The organism is Sporolactobacillus terrae, assembly GCF_019930545.1.
Lineage (GTDB): Bacteria > Bacillota > Bacilli > Bacillales > Sporolactobacillaceae > Sporolactobacillus > Sporolactobacillus terrae.
Genome location: NZ_CP082837.1, coordinates 1,235,924 through 1,254,378 on the forward strand (window position 1 = coordinate 1,235,924; position 18,455 = coordinate 1,254,378).

An 18,455-nucleotide genomic window follows, 5' to 3' on the forward strand; every position below is an offset into this window, starting at 1 on the left:
TATTTCGGTGTCTCCTGTCTGAAATACAGGCCGAACACGACGCAAACTGCTGCGCTCCGAAAGTGTGCACGATGAACTTGAGTGTAGTATACAACGCCAGACTGAAAATGTACAAGCATTTCTTCTCTTCAAAGTCGATTGCGTTGCAGCGTGAGCAGTAATACATCAGGCTTCGCTCCAAGTCTTAGCGGAATTTTAGTCGTCCCGTAACCGCTGCTAATGATTAGTGTCCCAAACGGCAGTTTTTTTACACCTGCCTTCTCCTTTAAAGTGAACCCGAAAAAATTTATTTGCCCGCTGTGTGTATGCCCTGAAATAACATAATCAATCTTCATTTTCCCGTTCAATTCATGCTTAATATCCGGATTATGACTGAACAGTACGGTTGGTGCATTGCTTCGACGGCTGTTGAGCACCTGTTCAAGATCAGGTTGACCGGCAAGCAAGTCATCAATCCCGCAAAAGTTGAGCGAATACCCCTGCTCATCAATGATGTAGGTTGCATTTTCGATTACGGTGACGGCGTATTGATCCAGCAGCGTCTTTATTTGTTGTGTCTTTGCTTCACGATCATGGTTCCCCCAAACAAAAAATACTGGTGCGCAAGAAGTCAACAGACGAAGGTTAGCTTCGACTCGTTTAAGCGGAACTCCTTTTTCCGTCAGGTCGCCTCCGATTACCACATAGTCCATGGATTTCTTTAATGCATTCAGCCAAGATTCAGAGATGCGGCGCCGATGAATGTCGGAGATAAAAAACAGATGCTTGCCAATAAAAGGATCCGGCAAATCAGCAAATTCCAGATCGAGCGTTAAAACGCGATTTAAGTGTCCCTCAAGAAACATCCAACCTAATAAAAGTACGGCAGCCCCAATCAGTAAAGCCGCTAAAAAAGTAACCATCATTTCTCACTCCATCCGCGTACGATTAAACCGGTATTTTATTTATTCGCATCAGAAAGCAGATCTGTGTCAGGGCGAATAGAAAAGATAAATGAAATCCGGTCTATGTACGAGCCGTTCACGCATATACAATGATGTCGAAGTAATTTCAAGGTTTAGAAGGGAGGTAATAACGTGGCATCCTCACGAAAATGGTATGCACCGTACATCAGTCCGCATGATCCCTGTCCTCCTTTAACCCCCGTCTCTTATGAAACCCCGGTGCAGCTCTATCTTGGCTTTCAACCAAAAGGGATGGAACAATTTTCTCCCTTTGACGCGCTTGCACACGGCACGTTATGGCCAGGACTCTATACACCGTATACCAATCCATACAAAACAAAGGAAAGGGGCTGAGGATGTGGCTGATTCAACACCAGTACCGGAGAGTTATTATCCCGATCTTAAAGCACTTCAAGCCATCGATTTCACACTCGTGGAACTTAATTTGTATTTAGACACACATCCTAATGATTTGGAAGCACTGAAACAATTCAATTCGGCGGCCAAGAAAAGTGCTGAACTCCGCGAAAACTTTGAGGCGCGTTATGGTCCGCTGCAGAATTTTGGACATAGTCTCTCCGCTTATCCATGGAAATGGAAAGACACGCCTTGGCCATGGCAAGTGTGAAAACGTCCTAAGGAGGCGGAATTTGTGTGGTATTATGAGAAGAAATTGCAGTATCCGGTTCGTGTCGGCATCTGCAACCCTGGCGTTGCCAAGTTTCTTATCGAGCAATACGGTGGAACAGACGGCGAATTGGCCGCCGCACTGCGCTATCTGAATCAACGGTACACGATACCGAGCCGTGTTATTGGTTTGTTGAACGATATCGGTACAGAAGAATTTGCCCATTTGGAAATGATTGCCACAATGGTCTACAAACTGACAAAGGATGCGACACCGGAACAACTAAAAGAAGCGGGTCTCGGCGATCACTACGTCGATCATGGGAAATCGGTTTATTATCATAATGCAGCCGGTCAAAAATATGATCTCGGCGTTCAGTCAAAAGGCGACCCAATCGCTGACTTGTATGAAGATATTGCTGCAGAAGAAAAAGCGCGATCGACGTATCAATGGATTATTAATATAACTGATGATCCGTTGATTAACGACTCTCTGGGTTACCTGCGTGAGCGTGAAATCGTTCATTCGCAACGTTTCCGAGAGGCAGTAGAAATACTTAAAGAAGAGCAAAGCAAAAAAAGGATCTTCTGATCATTGAACAATTCGATCAAACAGGCTGCTTTCCAACTTTGGTTCGGCAGCCTTTTATTTATAGAAAAGATTAATATCAAACTCTTTCTTTAAGAAAGTCAGTACATGAAAGCGAATCGTATCGTTTTGTACATCAGCCTCCTCAGACGTCCACAATTCGTCTGTACGTTCAATGATTTCATCTTTAAGGTCGTCGTAGTCATCATCCGCATCTTCTCTTTCACTGTGCGTGTAACTAAAAACGAGTAAAAGAAGCAAAGACAAGAACAGAAAACTTGCGCTAAATGGCTGAGTAACGCGCATATAAAAGTCATGAATTGAACGAATGGCGCGATCATTTAATAAAAATGCATAGACAACTACGATACCGGCACAAAGCATAAGGCTAAATCCGGCGGCAGCTTCTCTGCGCGCCCACCGTTCTTTGGCCTTCTTTCTTTTGATCATTTCAGTTAGTATCGTGAATAAAACGCCGGATATCTGACCATTATCTCGATATTCTTTTAGAGACATCGCCCCATCACCTCATTTCAATACTATGAAGGATGTGGTGAAAATAGGACGCGTTCATGTTCGATCTCTTTATGTACTCCTGTTGTTGTTCATTTTCTCAAGCAATACCGGCAAGCTGTTGATAAAAAAATGTGCGAGGATTGGGGCAATCAATCCACCGGATACTTCGCGAAGTCCGCCCAAAATGAAACTAGCGCCAATAATAAAGACTAATAAAACCGGTCGTTTAAGGTAACGAAAATGAATCAATGCAAAAATTGTATTGGCTGCCCAAAATCCGATGAGCGATTGCAAGATTCCGCGAAATAACGTTTCTTCAATCCATGCAACACCCAGCATGACGACGATCAGTTCCGGCAGTCGAAATGCTTGTATAAGCTGTTTATTTATCCCTCCGTCATTAATCCAGTGATTGGGCAGCCACTGCTCAGCTGCAGCTTGTAGCAGAACAAAGAGCAGTCCAGTACCCGCGCCTTGAAGCATATGAATGATGTGAAAGTGATACCATTTGCTTAGAGAGCTTGTGCCATCGAGCACGAGAATTAACACTGCCGAAATGAGAATCAACGTGCCTTGCGATGCAAAGAGCGCTTTTCTTATTTCTGGATTTCCCAGTGTACGATTTGATTTATTCAAAGTGGCGATCGCTCGCTTTCTTGAAACAGCGCCGCTAATTTCTGCTTCCAATCCATTAACCGCAACGGTTCTGTGCGTTTCTTCTTTGGTATCTTTTGCATCAGCTCACTAAGAGGGATCCTGCAACGGTCACAACAATAGGCCGGTTTTTCTTGCAACTTTTCATGGTATACCTGTAAATAAAACCTTCGCCTGCAGGAAGAGGTCTCCAAATAGTTTTTCATAATCGAGAGATCATTGACCTGTACGGCCACACGTTCTTTAATCCGCATACGGCACGGGTCAAGCAGCGAAGAATAGGTTTGCTGCATCGGCTTTTCGGAAGCGTGTTCAAACAGAAAACGTGCGGCTGTTTCTGAAACCCCCTCCTCCATCAGAACATTCATGAATTCATTTTTATCCGCAAGGGATCGAGTGCCTTGATCCAGCTGAAGGAGTACGCGGCGGAGCGTTTCATCGCTCGGAAAGTTTCCGTCAATAAACCCCTCCGGCAATTGTTCATCACTTTTTGTGTAAAAGAGAACAGCAAGCCCTTGCTTGCCGTCGCGCGATGCACGGCCAATTTCCTGCAAGTAGGCATTCATGGAGGATGGAAAATGAAAATGAACGATTAAGCGAATGTCCGGCTTATTTATCCCCATTCCAAATGCATTCGTGCAGCACAGGAGATCAATCTGATTATCGAGAAACTGATTTTGTATTTTTCGTCGGTCAATGGAAGCCATTCCACCGTGATAGAAAGCTGTTCGAAGCCCTAGTTTCTGCTTCGCCTGTTCTGCCAGACGTTCTGTCCAGTCACGACTGGCACAATAAATAATGCCCGGATAGGGCGCCTTTTCCAGCAAATGAAAGAGCCGTTCTGTTTTTTCCTCCTGATTTGCAGTCTTCTGGACGATTATTGCAATATTCTTTCGGTCAACACTCATGATTATTTGAGCGGGATGAGTTAAATTGAGCGAGCGAACCACATCATGTCTGACGTGTTCATCTGCTGTTGCGGTAACTGCGAGACAAGGGGGCTGACCGAGTTGTGCTCTAATGTCGGCCAAATGCATATAATCCGGACGAAAGTCATGCCCCCACTGAGAGACGCAGTGCGCCTCATCGACAACAAACAAAGCAATTGTTATTTTTGACAGTGCTTTCATTACCGCTGGAGCGCGCAGCATCTCTGGCGAAAGATACAAGAATCGCAGCGAACGCAGATTCCGAAGCACGCGTGACCGTTCAAGCGGATGCATCAATCCATTCAAAGTGCGGACATTTTTTTCCCCCGTTAATCGTAACGCATGCACTTGATCTTCCATTAGCGACAAAAGTGGCGAGATGATCAGCACGGTTCCCTGTAAAAGATAACCGGGAATCTGATAGCAAAGCGATTTTCCGCTTCCGGTCGGCATCATTGCAAAAACATCTTTTCCATTCAGTACATTGAGAATAATTTCCTCCTGGCCGGGACGAAACTGTTCATGACCGAATTGCTTCTTCAGGATTGTTTGCGCTTGCTTTAAAAACCGTTGGTTACTGTTCATTGGTACGCACCACTTTTCTTCCTGATACTGCATTTTTGGCTAATGCTAAGCGGATTTGAAAATACGACACATGCTCGCCGAGATGATTTTTGATCGGTTTCAATTGACGCGTTTTTAGAAGACCGGCCACGTTCATAATTCGCTGCTCACACGCTGCGGAAAGATAATCGGGCAACCAGTGATTAACCTTCTTCAAGGTCAATTCAACGAGATGATCTTCGATTGTACTCACTGCCAAATGACGTTCATTTGCGATGTCGTGCAGCGTTAATCCGGTTTGAAGCAGCTTTCGCGTTGTTTCAGCGGTTTTTGAAAGGCTGCTTTGTCTGCCGATAAGCAGTCGTGAAAGGAAAGGAAACTGATCGGGGGATTCTACGAACAGGTGCATCATACGCCTCAACGCCGATTTAAAAAGTATACTGCATTCTAGCGTATCTTTCCCACTCACTTCTGCCATTTGGTCCAGTGTAAGACCAGACGCCTTCCATCCACTCAAAAGCGCAGACAAACTGTTTGCTTCGCCATCGGGCATTGTTAAAAAAAGCTGATATAATTCATTAAAAACAATACGACCGAGCTGATCGCGCGTTGGCAGACCGGATAGAATAAGCTTGCGTACATGCTCGCTGATTTCCGGCTGGCGGACAACAGGTAAGAAGGTTGACTGGCCTTGGCACAATGCAGATACCGTCTGCACAAGCAATTGTAGTTTCAGCCAAAAGCGACCTTCTTCATTGATTTGATCGATAATTTGTAGCCCATCAGGAATCAACCTGCTTTTCGGAAAAACATCGAGCTGCTTTACGCCATTTTCCGTAAGCACAAATCGCGTGCAATTAGCATCGATAGACCTAATCAACTGTGCGCGCTGCAGATGTCCGATCCGTGTATCAAAGTAGCTGCGACTCAGTTCAGAACATGAATGAAAGAAAGGTGCAACATGAAATAAATAGCTGTCCTGAACACTCTGTGAAGACTTTTTCCCTTTTAGCAGGTGGTAGATTCCTGAACATGTGCGTTCACCGCAGAACTTTTGGATTAAATAGAGCAAGAGCACATCCTGATACAATTAGCATCCCCCTCTCATACACAGTTAAGGAAACAATCGTTCTGTGGATCGTCCAGCCGCATGAGCGAGCGGCCGTACGTCCCTACGGTTTGATGACCTTCATGCTCATCGATTACATTCTGTATCCTGCTCCTTTTATTTTACCTTTTTTATGCGCTGATTTCGACAAATAGTCACGGTTGTGTCCATAACTCTATTGAAAAGATTAAGCCGCTTCTTTAAAATAAAAGTCAATGAACCGAATTAATCGACGAGTGACAGAAAGGAAATGACTATGGCTGAGAAATTTACAATTGTAGATAAAGAAACATGTATTGCGTGCGGTGCATGTGCAGCATCAGCACCTGATTTATATGATTACGATGAGGAAGGCATTGCTTTTTCAATGCTTGATCTCAATAAGGGAGACACCGCCGTTCCTGATGAGCTGATCGACGACTTGGTTGATGCCTATGAAGGCTGCCCAACCGAATCGATCTGTGTTTCAGATCAGCCGTTTCACGGCAAGCCAAATCATACGGTTGGCATCTGACCAGAAATAAAAGAGGTAACGTGAAGCTGAGGGCGTCCCAAAAGTCAATTGACTTTTGAGACACCCTCAGCTTTTTTCATTCACTGGTGACGTTGCTCTGCTCCACTTGTTCAGAATATCCCAATCTCTCTTAGGGTCAAACCGTGATAAAGTTAACGCCCCTGTACTCTGCTATGATTCTCTGCAGCTTTTATGACTAAAGAACTACCCGCTTGAGAGAGCGCGAGTGTTTCTAGTCTTATAAAATAGGCTTGCAGAGCAAACATGCTTTAAAGGAACGCATAAAAGACGCGCAACTGCGATTTTTCATCTTTAAACGCTGTCAAAAGAAAGTGTACCGATCGATAAATCCAAAACCGTGAAATAAGAGACAAGCTTTGTCGATTTATGATTGAACAGGCAACGTCTTTTTTAAGGTAAATTGAAAGGTTGTTCCTTCGCCCTTAATACTGTTAACCGTAATCTCGCCGCCATGCGCTTCGACGATATGTTTCGCAATGGCCAGGCCAAGACCCGTACCCGTTTTGCCGCGTGTTCTTGCCTTGTCTGCTTTATAAAAACGTTCAAAAACAAACGGAATATCCTCTTTGGCAATCCCGACGCCTGAGTCGGTAATCCATACATGAAGACGATCCATCTCAATCCGCGCTTTGACGGTGACTGCTCCGCCTTCTCGTGTATGTCGGATCGCATTATCAATCAAATTGGTCATGACCTGTTCCACACGATCCGGATCCATAAAGAACTTGGTTTTATCGATACCCTCTAGGTCCGATTGAATCCTAATTTTTGTATCAGCAGCTAATTTACTGAATTTTGTAATGTTATGTTTAAAAAAGTCGTCTAGTGCAACCTCGCGACGATCCAATTGAAAGTGGCCGGCCTCTAGTTTAGCGAGATCTAATAGTTCATTGACAAGACGCCCCATTCGTTTTGATTCATCAACAATAATTTGCGCCATGTCCTTTTTGTCTTGAACACTCTCTGCAATATCATCAATGATTGCTTCACTATAGCCCTGCATCATCGCAATCGGCGTTCTTAACTCATGACTAACATTCGCGACAAAGCTGCGAATCATCTGATCGTTATGGCGCTCCTCTGTCATATCGCGCAGCACAGCCACAGACCCGCGCACTTTTTCCTGATCATACAACGGACGCAAGATTACGACCCAGATCCGTCCCTGCACCTCGAGTTCGAGTGTCTGCTGCTCATTTTTTTCAGCGCCTTTATGAAACAGCCTTTTCAACGGATCCGGCGTCTCTGCATGCGATCGAATACTTTTGTGCTCATAGTTCCATGAGTAGATAAAGTGCGCAGCAGGCGGATTGGCGGCAACAATCTGAGCTTTTGTATCCATAAGAAGTACGCCGTCGGCCATGTTCTGAAGAATACCGGCGAGCTGCTCCTTTTCCTGACGTAAAGCATTCATATTTTCCTTCAATTTTTCGCGCATATGATTAAAAGCTACCGCTAAATCGCCAACTTCATCACGCGTTACGACCGGGACTTTAATATCAAAGTTGCCAAGAGCAACTTGACGTGCAGCTTTCCTCATTTTTCTCAGCGGGGAACCGATTCGCGTTGATAAAAAGAATGCGAAAAACGTTGTTAATAAAATTGAAAAGCCCGCTGCAATAAAAATAAGCTTCTTTGACTGATCAATCGCATTTTGCGCAATCTGTATGGACTGCACCATATAAACCGCGCCGTATGTTCCCGATTCATTGCGCACCGGAACGCCTACAACAAGCAGTCGTTTGCTTGAATGCCTCTCAGATACCTGGAACATCCCGATTTTTTTGACCGGTTTTCGCCCGGTAAGTGCTTGTTTTAACGTTGCATCCTGTTCGAAGAATGCGCGATGCAATCCGAAAGTAACGGATTTAGAGGCGCTGCGCCACTCCTGATCCCGCAAAATCAGAACATACCCCGCATTATATACGTCCGCCAAATCATTTACTGTTCTCAAGGTCTCATTCATTGTTCGTCCTTGAGGATGTACAACTAATTCAGCGGATTTCCAGCCAATTTTCTCCATTTGCTGTTCCGCTTGCTGAATATTATTATTCTGAAAAAATTGAAGCAGAAACAACGTAAGAAACAACAAAACAATCGTAACAATAGCAATGATGGTTGCCCATAGCTTGCCAATCATACTCCGCCAAATCATGTTGCAGAGTCTGCTTCAATCTTATAGCCGACGCCCCAAACGGTAACAATCATCTCTGCTGCTTCTTCCGAAACCTTGTTAAGTTTTTCGCGCAGTCGTTTGACATGTGTATCCACAGTTCGCAAATCACCGAAGAATTCATAGTTCCATACGTCCTTCAAAAGCTGTTCTCTTGAGAAAACTTTATCCGGATTTTGCGCTAAGTAATAGAGCAGTTCATATTCTTTTGGCGTCAGGCTAACCTCATGCTGATCAACTTTGACACGGTGCGCATCATGATCAATAGTCAGATGCGGAAAGACAATAACATTTTTTGTTGTTGTTTCCGTTTCTAAAAACTTCGTTTTAGAAGAACGCCGCAACAATGCCTTAACGCGAAGAACAACTTCGCGTGGACTAAACGGCTTAACGATGTAGTCATCCGTACCGACTTCAAAACCTTGGACACGATTTGCTTCTTCACCTTTCGCTGTCAGCATGATTACAGGCGTTGCCTTTGACTCACGAAGTTTCTCACAAACGGTCTCGCCATCCATTCCTGGAAGCATCAAATCAAGCAAGATTAAATCATAATCTTTCTCCAATGCCATTTGTAAAGCAATCGAACCGTCTTCAGCCTCATCAATCCTATATTGCTCACGTTCCAAATACATTTTCAACAGCTTACGTATTCTTTCTTCATCATCAACAACCAAAATAGATGCCGTTTTCTCTTTCATCCAGATCCTCCCTTTTCCAAGCAGCGCCTCTATCTCTCTGTATTCGATTTTTTTAGCTTTAACGCGATCCCTGATTTTCCAGCATGGTTAAGCAAAAAATCTGTCATACATCGACATTTCCTGCAATTGTGTCAAACCTATGTCTTATTTTAAACAATTTCTTTAAAAAATACAGTATTATTTCTGAGTGTCGGTTTCACGCGCGAGTGTTTTGACCTCAGAAACGGTCAGTTCACGAGCCTCGCCCGGATGCAATCCTTTCAAGTCGAGAAATCCGTAGCGTTCTCTTTTCAGTTTGCACACATGTAAATGAAGTGCTGAGAACATCCTTCTGATTTGACGATTTCTGCCTTCATGAATCGTTAGCTGGACAGAAGCTGTTCGTTTTTCTTGGTTCGAGGAAAGCAGCCTCACGCGTGCCTTTGCTGTCATTCCATCCTCCAAACGAATGCCATTAGCCAGTTGGCTCAGTTGCTCGGCTGTTGGGGCCGGACGAACTTCAGCTATGTATGTTTTATTAAATTTGTAACTGGGGTGCATTAACCGATTCGCAAGTGCCCCGTCATTGGTCAAGAGCAGTGCCCCCGACGTGTCGTAGTCGAGCCGGCCGACCGGGAAGATGCGTTCCGGAACTTGCTTAAAGAAATCAACAACCGTTCGACGTCCACGATCATCTTTCACACTTGAAATCACACCAACCGGTTTATAAAAAAGGTAGTACACAAGTTTTTCTTTATCAAGCGGGACACCGTCAACAGTTACTCGATCAGTTGCAGAGACCTTTGAGCCTAACGTATCCGTCACTTTACCGTTAACCGCTACTTTGCCATCAAGGATTAATTGTTCCGCTTTGCGTCTCGAAGCAATGCCGGCACGCGCGATCACTTTTTGTAAACGTTCCATTCTTCCACCTCAACAGATATCATAACGCGGCAACTCTGTTTTCTCAAGTTTCATTTTTTATTCATGGTTTTGACACACTCCGCTCACTTTCGTTCTTCATCGTAGATAGCGCATGCAAATGGGTCACCCAAAAGCCCAAGTAACGATGCAAACGGCACTGATTACACCGACAAGATCAGCAAGCAGTCCAACCTTTAATGCGTCCCCGATTCGATGGATCCCTACGGCACCAAAGTAGACCGTAACAACATAGAAAGTCGTATCGGTGCTGCCTTGCATGACGGAGGCAAGGCGTCCAACAAAGGAATCGGGACCGTAAGTCTTGACCAGATCAGTCATCAATCCGAGAGCGCCGGTTCCGGATAATGGACGCATTAAAGCAAGCGGCAGCACTTGAGACGGCATGCCGATTGCCGACATCAGCGGACGAATGAAGTGGATTAGCGCATCCATTGCGCCAGACGCGCGAAAGACACTGATCGCAACCAGCATGCCGACCAAAAAGGGCATCACAGAGATGGCCAGTGAAAATCCCTCTTTTCCGCCTTCAACAAATGCATCATAAGAAGGTACTTTTTTGAGCGTCCCATAAAGCAAAACAACAGCGATCAGACATGGAACCAGCCATGTTGAGAATGTTGTAATCAGACTCATTTTTTTCGCCTCCTGCGATGATAGAAGTAACGGTCAATAAGAAGTGCTGCAGCAGTTGTACAAAGTGTTGCCAGCAAGGTTGGACCGACAATGTCCGTCGGTGAATGGGCACCGCTCTGCATCCTGATTGCAATGACCGTCGTCGGTACCAGCGTCAGTCCTGAAGTATTCAGGGCAAGCAATGTGATCATTGATCGGCTCGGCGTTGCTTTGCCTCCGCTAAGTTTTTTCAATTCTTCCATCGCTTTAATACCCATTGGGGTTGCCGCATTACCCAATCCGAACATATTGGCGATTGTATTCGATAAAATATAGCCCATTGCCGGATGATCCGGAGGAACCTCAGGAAAGATTCTTTTCATCACCGGTTTAAACAGATTGCTTAGTTTGTCCAGCAAGCCGGATTTCTCTGCAATTTTCATCAAGCCCAGCCAAAAGATGAGAATGCTGACAAGTCCAAAACAAATCTGCACGGCGTCACTCGCTGAAGAGAACAATACCTTGTTGACGTCATCCATCGTACCGTTTACCGCAGCGTAACCCATGCCGATTAAAAAAAGCGCAACCCAAATTAAATTAATCATCGGTTTGTCCCCGTCAAGATCGATTGAAACAAGCCGCTAAAACGTGACCAAAAATGAGTTTCTTTTTTCTTTGCCTGCTTATAGTAAATTGGAAGCGATGCGAGCTCTGTCCGTCCCAGAAATAAGCTTAACCGGCCGGCAGGCGAATCTGGCTCCCAATTTTTCACATTTCTCGGTTTAATGAGTACGAGCCGTTTTTGAATCTTTCTTTTTTCATCATTGGTAAGCGGCAGCACCAGAGAGCGCTCCGCATAGATATGATGCTTATAAAATTTATGAACCTTTGCCCTTATTTTGCCTTTTTTAACCACTTCAATCGGTGTAAAACGATCAAATGCCCAGTCAAACATTGTTTGATGATCCTTCCAGTCATCGCCGTCATTGAGCGTTACAGCAACGAGATTCAGATCATTCTTCGAGGCAGTTGAAATAAGCGTTCGGTGTGCTACTTTAGTAAATCCGGTTTTTCCGCCAGTCGCGTATTTATATAAAGACAACATTTTATTTTTATTCTTCCAAACGCGCGCTGCTTCTTTATTGGTTTCAGGTACCCGGTGCAGTTTTGTTCCCGTCACTTCGCGAAACGTTGCATTCCCCATCGCGTAACGCATCATCAACGCCATATCATAAGCCGTTGAGTAATGCTTCGGATGCTCAAGTCCATTAGGATTGGTAAAGTGTGAATCGGTCATACCAAGTTCGCGTGCTTTTTCGTTCATCAACAGTACAAAACCGTGCTCACTGCCGGCCACTGCTTCAGCGATTGCCCGTGAAGCATCATTTCCCGAACGCAGCATCAACCCGTATACGAGATCTCGAAGCTTCATTCTTTCGCCCACTTTTAAGTAAATCGACGATCCTTCGGTGCGCAACGCTTCCTGACTGGTAGTAAAAGTTCTGTTCATTTTACCTGACTCAATCGCTAGAATGGCAGTCATGACCTTCGTAATGCTGGCAATGGGCAATTTCTCCTTACTATTTTGTTGAAATAATACGCGTCCGGACGACTGATCCATCAGTACAGCGGATTGCGCAGAAACATGCATTGCCGAAGCCTTTGAAGTTCGTGGAAAAATTGAAAAAACTATGCTGAAACACAGAAAAAACAGGAACGCTCTTTTTAGCATGACTCCCACAGATTCCATCCCCTGTCCTAATCTTTAGCAGACACGTTTAGGGTAAAGTATATCCGGGATCATCATTTTCATAGGAGCTGATAAGATGATTCACGACATGTGAGGTACTTGTACCCGGACTGTTTGGACACCCTTTATAAGAACGGTATGCGAGGACAAGCAGAATATGAATGGATTTCCAAAAGAAATACCGGGCAAAATACGCCCGGTCCTTAATTTCCAACCATGTGTGATGGACTCGTGTCTTATCCGTGCTGAATCACCGCTCCGGTTGCTCGCTTGACGCGGGCGCACCGCGAGCCTCCTCAGACAAACAGAAATCTGCGGGGTCTCGTTGGCACGCATCAACTAAGCGCGATCCCGCAGGCGCCAGAGTACCTCCGGTTTGATTCTCGATCAAGACATTCGTCTATTGGTTTGAAGACGGGGCAAAATCCTACACTTTCTTATCCTGTCAGAAATAGAAATGAGCGATTTGAAACAGAATGATCCAAAAGACGAAAAAGACTGTTTGAACGATGATCCAATAAAGTTGAAATCGCTTTGACCCAAAGGATGCACTCATAAGGAGTATGATTGGGATTAGGACAAAAACAGCAAAAAAAGCCAGTAAAATCAAAAAAAGAAACACTTTGGTGAGGAAAGCGCCATGCACCATCAATACGGTAAGCAGTGCCGGTATCGCGATAAAAAGGGGCATACTTAGACCGAAAGCAATCACCTGCTGACGATATTCTTCAGCAAAATTTTTCCAGTAGTTTTTTAGCTGTTCAAACACGGAAATCTCCTCCTGTTAGCTGCTGCTGCAGCTTATACGACAAGGTGCTGTACTTGGCTCAAGTTTGAATCAGTGAAAACAAGAATGATTACAGGTCTTTTACGGTTTCTTTGTACTGGTCATAGAATAGATCATAGGTATCAACTTGTTCATTCTGTTGCTTCATCATTTCGGCAAGCGGAGGAAGTTCACTTAAGTCATGGAGTCCAAAATAGTCGAGAAATAAAGGGGTAACACCATATAAGATTGCTCGACCGCTTCCTTCAGCGCGTCCAACTTCTTTAATGAGTCCCTTCACAACGAGCGTTTGAAGTGCTCGTTCAGACTTTACGCCACGAATTTCTTCTATATCGATACGCGAAACCGGTTGCTTGTATGCAATAATAGCTACCGTCTCCAAAGCTGCCTGAGACAGCGGCGCTGTTTTTGGAATAGCTGCAAATTGTTTCGCATAGTCTTTCATGAACGGTTTGGTTGTCAGACGGTAGCCATTAGGAAGATCCGTAATCATTAATCCGCTTGATTCATTTGTTTGATAATTTTCTTTCATCCGCTCTACAATGTCACTAATTTCATCTCTCGTACATTCTGGAAGCACCCTATGTATTTGTTCGACTTGTACGCCGTCTTCTCCTGTTATATAGAGTAGTCCCTCAATAATCGAATGAATTTTCTCCCGTTTCAAAATCATCTGCTCCTTCTCCAAGATTGATCATGATATCATCAAAATTTTCATTCTGCATGCAGTGAATCGCATTCAGTTTCATTAGTTCCAGCAGGGCAAGAAACGTCACAATGAGATGTGTCCGATCCGGATAGGAGAAAAGTGACTGAAAAGATAAGGGATGCTTGGCGGACACTAACTTGTTCATCACCAAATTCATCTGCTGTCCAATCGGTAAAACTTGACGATCAATTTTTGTATTTAATGGTTTTTCCAATTTATTCTTTAACATAAGCCGCCTGAATGCATGCAACATGTCATGAACCGTTGCTCTTCCGGAAACTGGAATAGACGTCAGATCATTGTTCTCGTACGCAGTCAAATCCGACGGCGGTTTTGAGTAAAGCTGCATTCGACCCTGCTCATTTTCCTTTAGCGCTTCAGCCGCTTCTTTATATTGACGGTAATCAAGCAGCTGCTGCATCAATGCTTCACGCGTCATCTCTGGATCTTCATAGCTGTCATCATCATTCACGGATTGAAGCTCTGTTTTTGGTAAGAGCATTTTGCTCTTCATCGCAATAAGTGTTGCTGCCATAAGCAGATATTCGCTGGCAATATTCAATTCAAGCTTTTGCATATGGTGAATAAAATCTAAATATTGGTCGGTGATTTCAGCAACCGGTATATCATAAATATCAATTTCCAGTTTTTTTATCAGATGCAGAAGTAAATCAAGAGGACCTTCAAAAGCATCGATTTTCACTTTGTATTCCAAGCTTTATCCCCCTGATTTCATCTTTTTTTCCAGCATTTCCTGATCTTAAGTGATGAATCGTTTGATCCTACGGACGAGCAAAAAAAAGAAACCATATCAGGAATTGGTTTCTTTTTCCTCACCTTCTTGAAAACATTTGTTGAAGTAGGACTTAATGGCTTGAGACGGAGCCAGATGAACATGCTCGCCAATAAACTGCCTCAATGCCAAAATCATCTGCTTGCCGACCCCTTCCGCTCGGTAGGAAGGATTGACACTAATATGCTCGATTACCGCTTCGTGCTCCGAAGTCAAGTGAACCCCGACCACACCCAGTATATCTTCATCATCTTTCCATAAAAACAGCTGCCAGCTTTCGTCCTCTTCGTACTTTTGTACGGTTTGCAAAAGCAGCTTTATCTCTTTTTCAGACGGGATAAAAGACAGCAGACCCATGGCTATCTTCTCGTAACTCTTTTTATAGCGAATCAGCATGTTGAACCCCTCATAACTATGAGATAACATAATCTTTTCATTGCTAAGAAACCAAGCACACGATTTATATTATACCCAAAACAATCAGGCTGTGCATCTTTTCACCTGATGTAACGATAAAATGGACGTTTGAACCTTCCGAGTTTAACTCGTGATAAAGCGCATCTGTTCATTAAATATTTGGAGAAAGGTTCTTTAACGGTACATCGTAACGAATCAAATCTTCGTAGCTTTCACGTCTGACTACGAGTGCTGCTTCACCGTTTTCAACAAACACAACGGCAGGATTAGCAATGCGATTGTAGTGACTGGCCATTGAATAGCCATATGCGCCTGTTGAAAACACGGCAAGTAAGTCACCGGTGCTGCAAGTTTCAGGAAGCATGAGTTCTTTAATTAGAATATCGCCGGACTCACAACACTTTCCGGCAATCGCAACCTTGTTTGTTTTCGGTTCAAGCGCCCGATTTGCGCAAATCGCTTGATACTCTGCTTGATAAAGCGACGGACGAATATTATCGGCCATCCCGCCGTCAACAGACAAATAATTGCGTATACCCGGGATCGTTTTCGCAGCCCCGACGGTATACAGCGATGTTCCTGCTTCTCCGACAATCGAACGTCCCGGTTCAATCCAAAGTGCAGGCAGTGGTAATCGATAACGCGCACACTCCTCTTCTGCTGTTTCAACAATGGCATCAATGTAGGAAGTAATGGGCAGCGGACGATCCTTTTCTGTGTAGCAAATTCCGAAGCCGCCACCGACATTTAGCACGTTAAGTGCAAAACCCAATTCTCGTGTCCACTTATTCACGTGCTTGAGCATGACACGAATGGCACCAGTGAAGCCATCCGTTTCGAAAATCTGAGAACCGATATGGGCATGGATACCGATTAATTGAAGATGTGCTGCTTGCAGCGCTTGCTGCACAGCCTGCTGCGCCATTCCATTGGCCAAGTTGAATCCAAATTTCGAATCGTCTTGGCCGGTCATGATAAATTCATGAGTATGCGCCTCAATGCCCGGCGTCACACGAAGCAAAATAGCTATTTGTTGATCGCGCTCGGCGCACATGCGTTCAAGTAGCTCCAGCTCATCGCGATTATCGACAATAACGGCTCCGATTCGTGCATCCAAGGCCATCGCAAGTTCTGACTCAGACTTATTGTTCCCATGAAAATGAATCCGTTTAGGATCCATTCCTGCTTTGAGAGCCGTAAACAATTCGCCTCCGGAGACAACGTCAAGCGACAAGCCCTGTTCATTCACCAATTGGATCATAGCAAGAGTGGAAAAAGCCTTGCTTGCATAAGCAATTTGCCAGGTAATCCCTTCGTGTTTATCAAACGCCTTTTTAAATTGATTAATTTTGTCTTTAATTAACGCTGTATCATAAACATACAGCGGCGTACCAAACTCTCTTGCCAAATCTTTCGTATCAATACCGCCAATGTAAAGGTGGCCGTCGCGATTAATTTCCTGTGTGCCGAACACGGCAATCCTCCCCATTCTAGACAAAGCGTCCGCTACCGTATGTAAAAAGCGCACCCTTTTCCCCGCCTGATCTCTTGAAAAATACGTACAAAATTTTAGTGATAGTTTATCATGATTAACTGCTCAAGACAAGGTTTACTTCGTCTTGCTTTTCGCAGGCTGGCGGTATTTATCCACAGGACGTACAATGCTCGGACGGATAACCGAAGTTGGCAAAGCACGGCGAATGACGATATTAAAGAGACCGGTTGGATTAAACGGGATGAACGGCCACAGATATGGGGTATTCATATTGCGAACCTGCGCCAAGTAAATGATGAATAAGGTTGAAGCAAACATAAATCCAGGGACATGAAATAAACCAACCGCCAAGATTAATAGGATTCTTACCATTTTGTTTGCTAACTGAAGCTCGTAACTTGGGGTCGCAAAACCGCCGATGGAGGCTGCCGACGTATACAAAATGACTTCGGGAACAAATATCCCTGCTTCAATTGCAATCTGCCCAATCAAAACCGCTGCAATAAGTCCGAGTGCTGTCGACAGTGCAGTAGGCGTGTGAATCGCGGCAAGTCGAAGCGTTTCAATCCCCACTTCTGCAATCAGAATCTGAAGGATCAAGGGAATATTATAATCCTTATCATTCGGCCCAATGAAATTAAGAAAATCCGGCAACAGATGATTCGTTACAAGAAGCAGCCATAATGGCACAAGAAAAATGGAAGCAAGAATCGCCATAAAACGAAACCAGCGCAGCAGCGCTCCTGAAGCGGTGACTTGTCGGTATTCCTCCGCGTGCTGAACATGGTGAAAAAGCGTTGTCGGCAAAATCATGACACTTGGCGATGTATCCGAAACAAGGACGACATGCCCTTCAAGAAGATGAGCAGCCGCGACATCCGGTCGTCCCGTATAGCGGACAAGCGGGAAAGGGTTCCATCCCTGCTTTAAGATAAATTCTTCAATAGCATTATCAGCCATCGGGATTCCATCAACATCAATCGCTTTTAATTCTTTGCGAATTGTTTTGATTAATCCTGGATTGGCCACATCCTTCAAGAAACAAATGCAGACATCCGTTTTTGAACGGACACCGATCTGTGAAATTTCACAACGAAAGCGAGGATCACGGATACGCCTTCGAATTAGACCTGAATTTTCAATAATATTTTCTGTAAATCCATCCTTAGAACCGCGCACAACTTTTTCTACATCCGGTTCTTGCGGCGTTCGTCCTGGATAGTGCCGAAGATCAATGCACAAGCCTGTTGATTCGCCATCAATAAAAATAACGATGCGCCCTGTCAGCATTTTATCGATCGAGTCATTAAGTGTTGTGACTTCTTCAACCTGCTGATGTACTAAATGCTGTTTGATCTCTTCAAATACATTTACATTTTTCTCATTTTTATTCGGAAAACGCATGAATTCCCGCATCATAACGACAAGGATGCTCGAGTCCACCAGACTGTTGGTATAGTATATTCGGCAATCTCTGCCAAGTATCCTGATTTCACGCATCCCTACATCAAAATTATGGGGACCGATGTCAAGAATCTGCTGCATTTGATCCGCATTATCTGTGATTGCTTTGCTTATTGGTTTGGCTGCTTGTTTTTCCATTCTCCTGAATCCTCCATCCAGCACAG

21 protein-coding genes are annotated in these 18,455 nt (G+C 44.4%); 4 read left to right on the top strand and 17 right to left on the bottom strand.

Annotation, left to right across the window (positions count from 1 at the left end; translation table 11 throughout):
* Positions 1-128: 128 nt before the first annotated feature.
* Complete coding sequence (locus K7399_RS05650; RefSeq protein ID WP_081791724.1) at positions 129-905, bottom strand: metallophosphoesterase; 777 nt, start codon at positions 903-905, stop codon at positions 129-131.
* Positions 906-1,076: 171 nt separating this feature from the next.
* Between K7399_RS05650 and K7399_RS05655 the strand changes: the two genes are divergently transcribed.
* From K7399_RS05655 to K7399_RS05665, 3 genes are read left to right on the top strand one after another with little or no spacing between them, the layout of a single operon-like run.
* Positions 1,077-1,298, top strand: a complete 222-nt coding sequence (locus K7399_RS05655) for a spore coat associated protein CotJA (RefSeq protein ID WP_028976297.1) — start codon at positions 1,077-1,079, stop codon at positions 1,296-1,298.
* Positions 1,299-1,302: 4 nt separating this feature from the next.
* The gene (locus K7399_RS05660) at positions 1,303-1,572 is read left to right on the top strand and encodes a spore coat protein CotJB (protein ID WP_028976296.1); all 270 of its coding nucleotides are present in this window, start codon (positions 1,303-1,305) and stop codon (positions 1,570-1,572) included.
* Between the two features lie 24 nt (positions 1,573-1,596).
* Positions 1,597-2,163, top strand: a complete 567-nt coding sequence (locus tag K7399_RS05665; RefSeq protein ID WP_028976295.1) for a manganese catalase family protein — start codon at positions 1,597-1,599, stop codon at positions 2,161-2,163.
* Between the two features lie 54 nt (positions 2,164-2,217).
* Here K7399_RS05665 and K7399_RS05670 read toward each other — a convergent pair whose 3' ends face one another.
* The 4 genes from K7399_RS05670 to K7399_RS05685 all read right to left on the bottom strand — a co-directional run bounded on the left by K7399_RS05670 (position 2,218) and on the right by K7399_RS05685 (position 5,913).
* A complete protein-coding gene (locus K7399_RS05670; RefSeq protein ID WP_028976294.1) occupies positions 2,218-2,676 on the bottom strand; it encodes a DUF2663 family protein in 459 nt (152 codons plus the stop codon).
* Positions 2,677-2,745: 69 nt separating this feature from the next.
* A complete protein-coding gene (locus K7399_RS05675) occupies positions 2,746-3,363 on the bottom strand; it encodes a CPBP family intramembrane glutamic endopeptidase (protein WP_128166742.1) in 618 nt (205 codons plus the stop codon).
* Entirely contained in the window at positions 3,309-4,844 is a 1,536-nt protein-coding gene (locus K7399_RS05680; protein ID WP_028976293.1) for a RecQ family ATP-dependent DNA helicase, read from the bottom strand. Before K7399_RS05680 ends, K7399_RS05675 begins: the two co-directional genes overlap by 55 nt.
* Positions 4,834-5,913: a YpbB family protein gene (locus K7399_RS05685; protein WP_028976292.1), complete on the bottom strand. Its 1,080-nt coding sequence runs from the start codon at positions 5,911-5,913 to the stop codon at positions 4,834-4,836. Before K7399_RS05685 ends, K7399_RS05680 begins: the two co-directional genes overlap by 11 nt.
* 274 nt (positions 5,914-6,187) lie before the next feature.
* On the opposite strand from K7399_RS05685, the gene K7399_RS05690 reads away from it, so the two are divergent.
* A complete protein-coding gene (locus tag K7399_RS05690) occupies positions 6,188-6,445 on the top strand; it encodes a ferredoxin (protein WP_028976291.1) in 258 nt (85 codons plus the stop codon).
* Positions 6,446-6,830: 385 nt separating this feature from the next.
* On the opposite strand, the gene K7399_RS05695 is transcribed toward K7399_RS05690, so the two are convergent.
* The 12 genes from K7399_RS05695 to K7399_RS05750 all read right to left on the bottom strand — a co-directional run bounded on the left by K7399_RS05695 (position 6,831) and on the right by K7399_RS05750 (position 18,429).
* Positions 6,831-8,621, bottom strand: coding sequence for an ATP-binding protein (locus K7399_RS05695; protein ID WP_028976290.1), 1,791 nt, complete (start codon positions 8,619-8,621; stop codon positions 6,831-6,833).
* Positions 8,618-9,340 (bottom strand): response regulator transcription factor, encoded by a 723-nt coding sequence (locus K7399_RS05700; RefSeq protein WP_028976289.1) that lies wholly within the window; start codon positions 9,338-9,340, stop codon positions 8,618-8,620. Before K7399_RS05700 ends, K7399_RS05695 begins: the two co-directional genes overlap by 4 nt.
* Positions 9,341-9,517: 177 nt before the next feature.
* Entirely contained in the window at positions 9,518-10,243 is a 726-nt protein-coding gene (locus K7399_RS05705; RefSeq protein WP_028976288.1) for a pseudouridine synthase, read from the bottom strand.
* Between the two features lie 123 nt (positions 10,244-10,366).
* A complete protein-coding gene (locus K7399_RS05710) occupies positions 10,367-10,897 on the bottom strand; it encodes a spore maturation protein (protein ID WP_028976287.1) in 531 nt (176 codons plus the stop codon).
* Positions 10,894-11,481 (bottom strand): nucleoside recognition domain-containing protein, encoded by a 588-nt coding sequence (locus K7399_RS05715; protein ID WP_028976286.1) that lies wholly within the window; start codon positions 11,479-11,481, stop codon positions 10,894-10,896. Before K7399_RS05715 ends, K7399_RS05710 begins: the two co-directional genes overlap by 4 nt.
* A complete protein-coding gene (locus K7399_RS05720; RefSeq protein ID WP_028976285.1) occupies positions 11,478-12,608 on the bottom strand; it encodes a serine hydrolase in 1,131 nt (376 codons plus the stop codon). The genes K7399_RS05715 and K7399_RS05720 overlap by 4 nt, the downstream gene beginning before the upstream one ends.
* A gap of 463 nt (positions 12,609-13,071) precedes the next feature.
* On the bottom strand, positions 13,072-13,395 hold the full coding sequence (locus tag K7399_RS05725) for a hypothetical protein (protein ID WP_028976284.1): 324 nt from the start codon (positions 13,393-13,395) through the stop codon (positions 13,072-13,074).
* Between the two features lie 88 nt (positions 13,396-13,483).
* Positions 13,484-14,086 (bottom strand): SMC-Scp complex subunit ScpB, encoded by a 603-nt coding sequence (gene scpB / locus K7399_RS05730; protein ID WP_037563011.1) that lies wholly within the window; start codon positions 14,084-14,086, stop codon positions 13,484-13,486.
* Positions 14,049-14,837 carry a segregation/condensation protein A gene (locus K7399_RS05735; RefSeq protein ID WP_028976282.1) on the bottom strand — a complete coding sequence of 263 codons (789 nt, stop codon included), beginning with the start codon at positions 14,835-14,837 and terminating at the stop codon, positions 14,049-14,051. The genes scpB and K7399_RS05735 overlap by 38 nt, the downstream gene beginning before the upstream one ends.
* 96 nt (positions 14,838-14,933) lie before the next feature.
* A complete protein-coding gene (locus tag K7399_RS05740) occupies positions 14,934-15,311 on the bottom strand; it encodes a GNAT family N-acetyltransferase (protein WP_028976281.1) in 378 nt (125 codons plus the stop codon).
* A 172-nt stretch (positions 15,312-15,483) separates the two neighbouring features.
* The gene (lysA, locus tag K7399_RS05745) at positions 15,484-16,812 is read right to left on the bottom strand and encodes a diaminopimelate decarboxylase (RefSeq protein ID WP_028976280.1); all 1,329 of its coding nucleotides are present in this window, start codon (positions 16,810-16,812) and stop codon (positions 15,484-15,486) included.
* A 129-nt stretch (positions 16,813-16,941) separates the two neighbouring features.
* A complete protein-coding gene (locus K7399_RS05750) occupies positions 16,942-18,429 on the bottom strand; it encodes a spore germination protein (RefSeq protein WP_037563009.1) in 1,488 nt (495 codons plus the stop codon).
* Positions 18,430-18,455 lie beyond the last annotated feature (26 nt).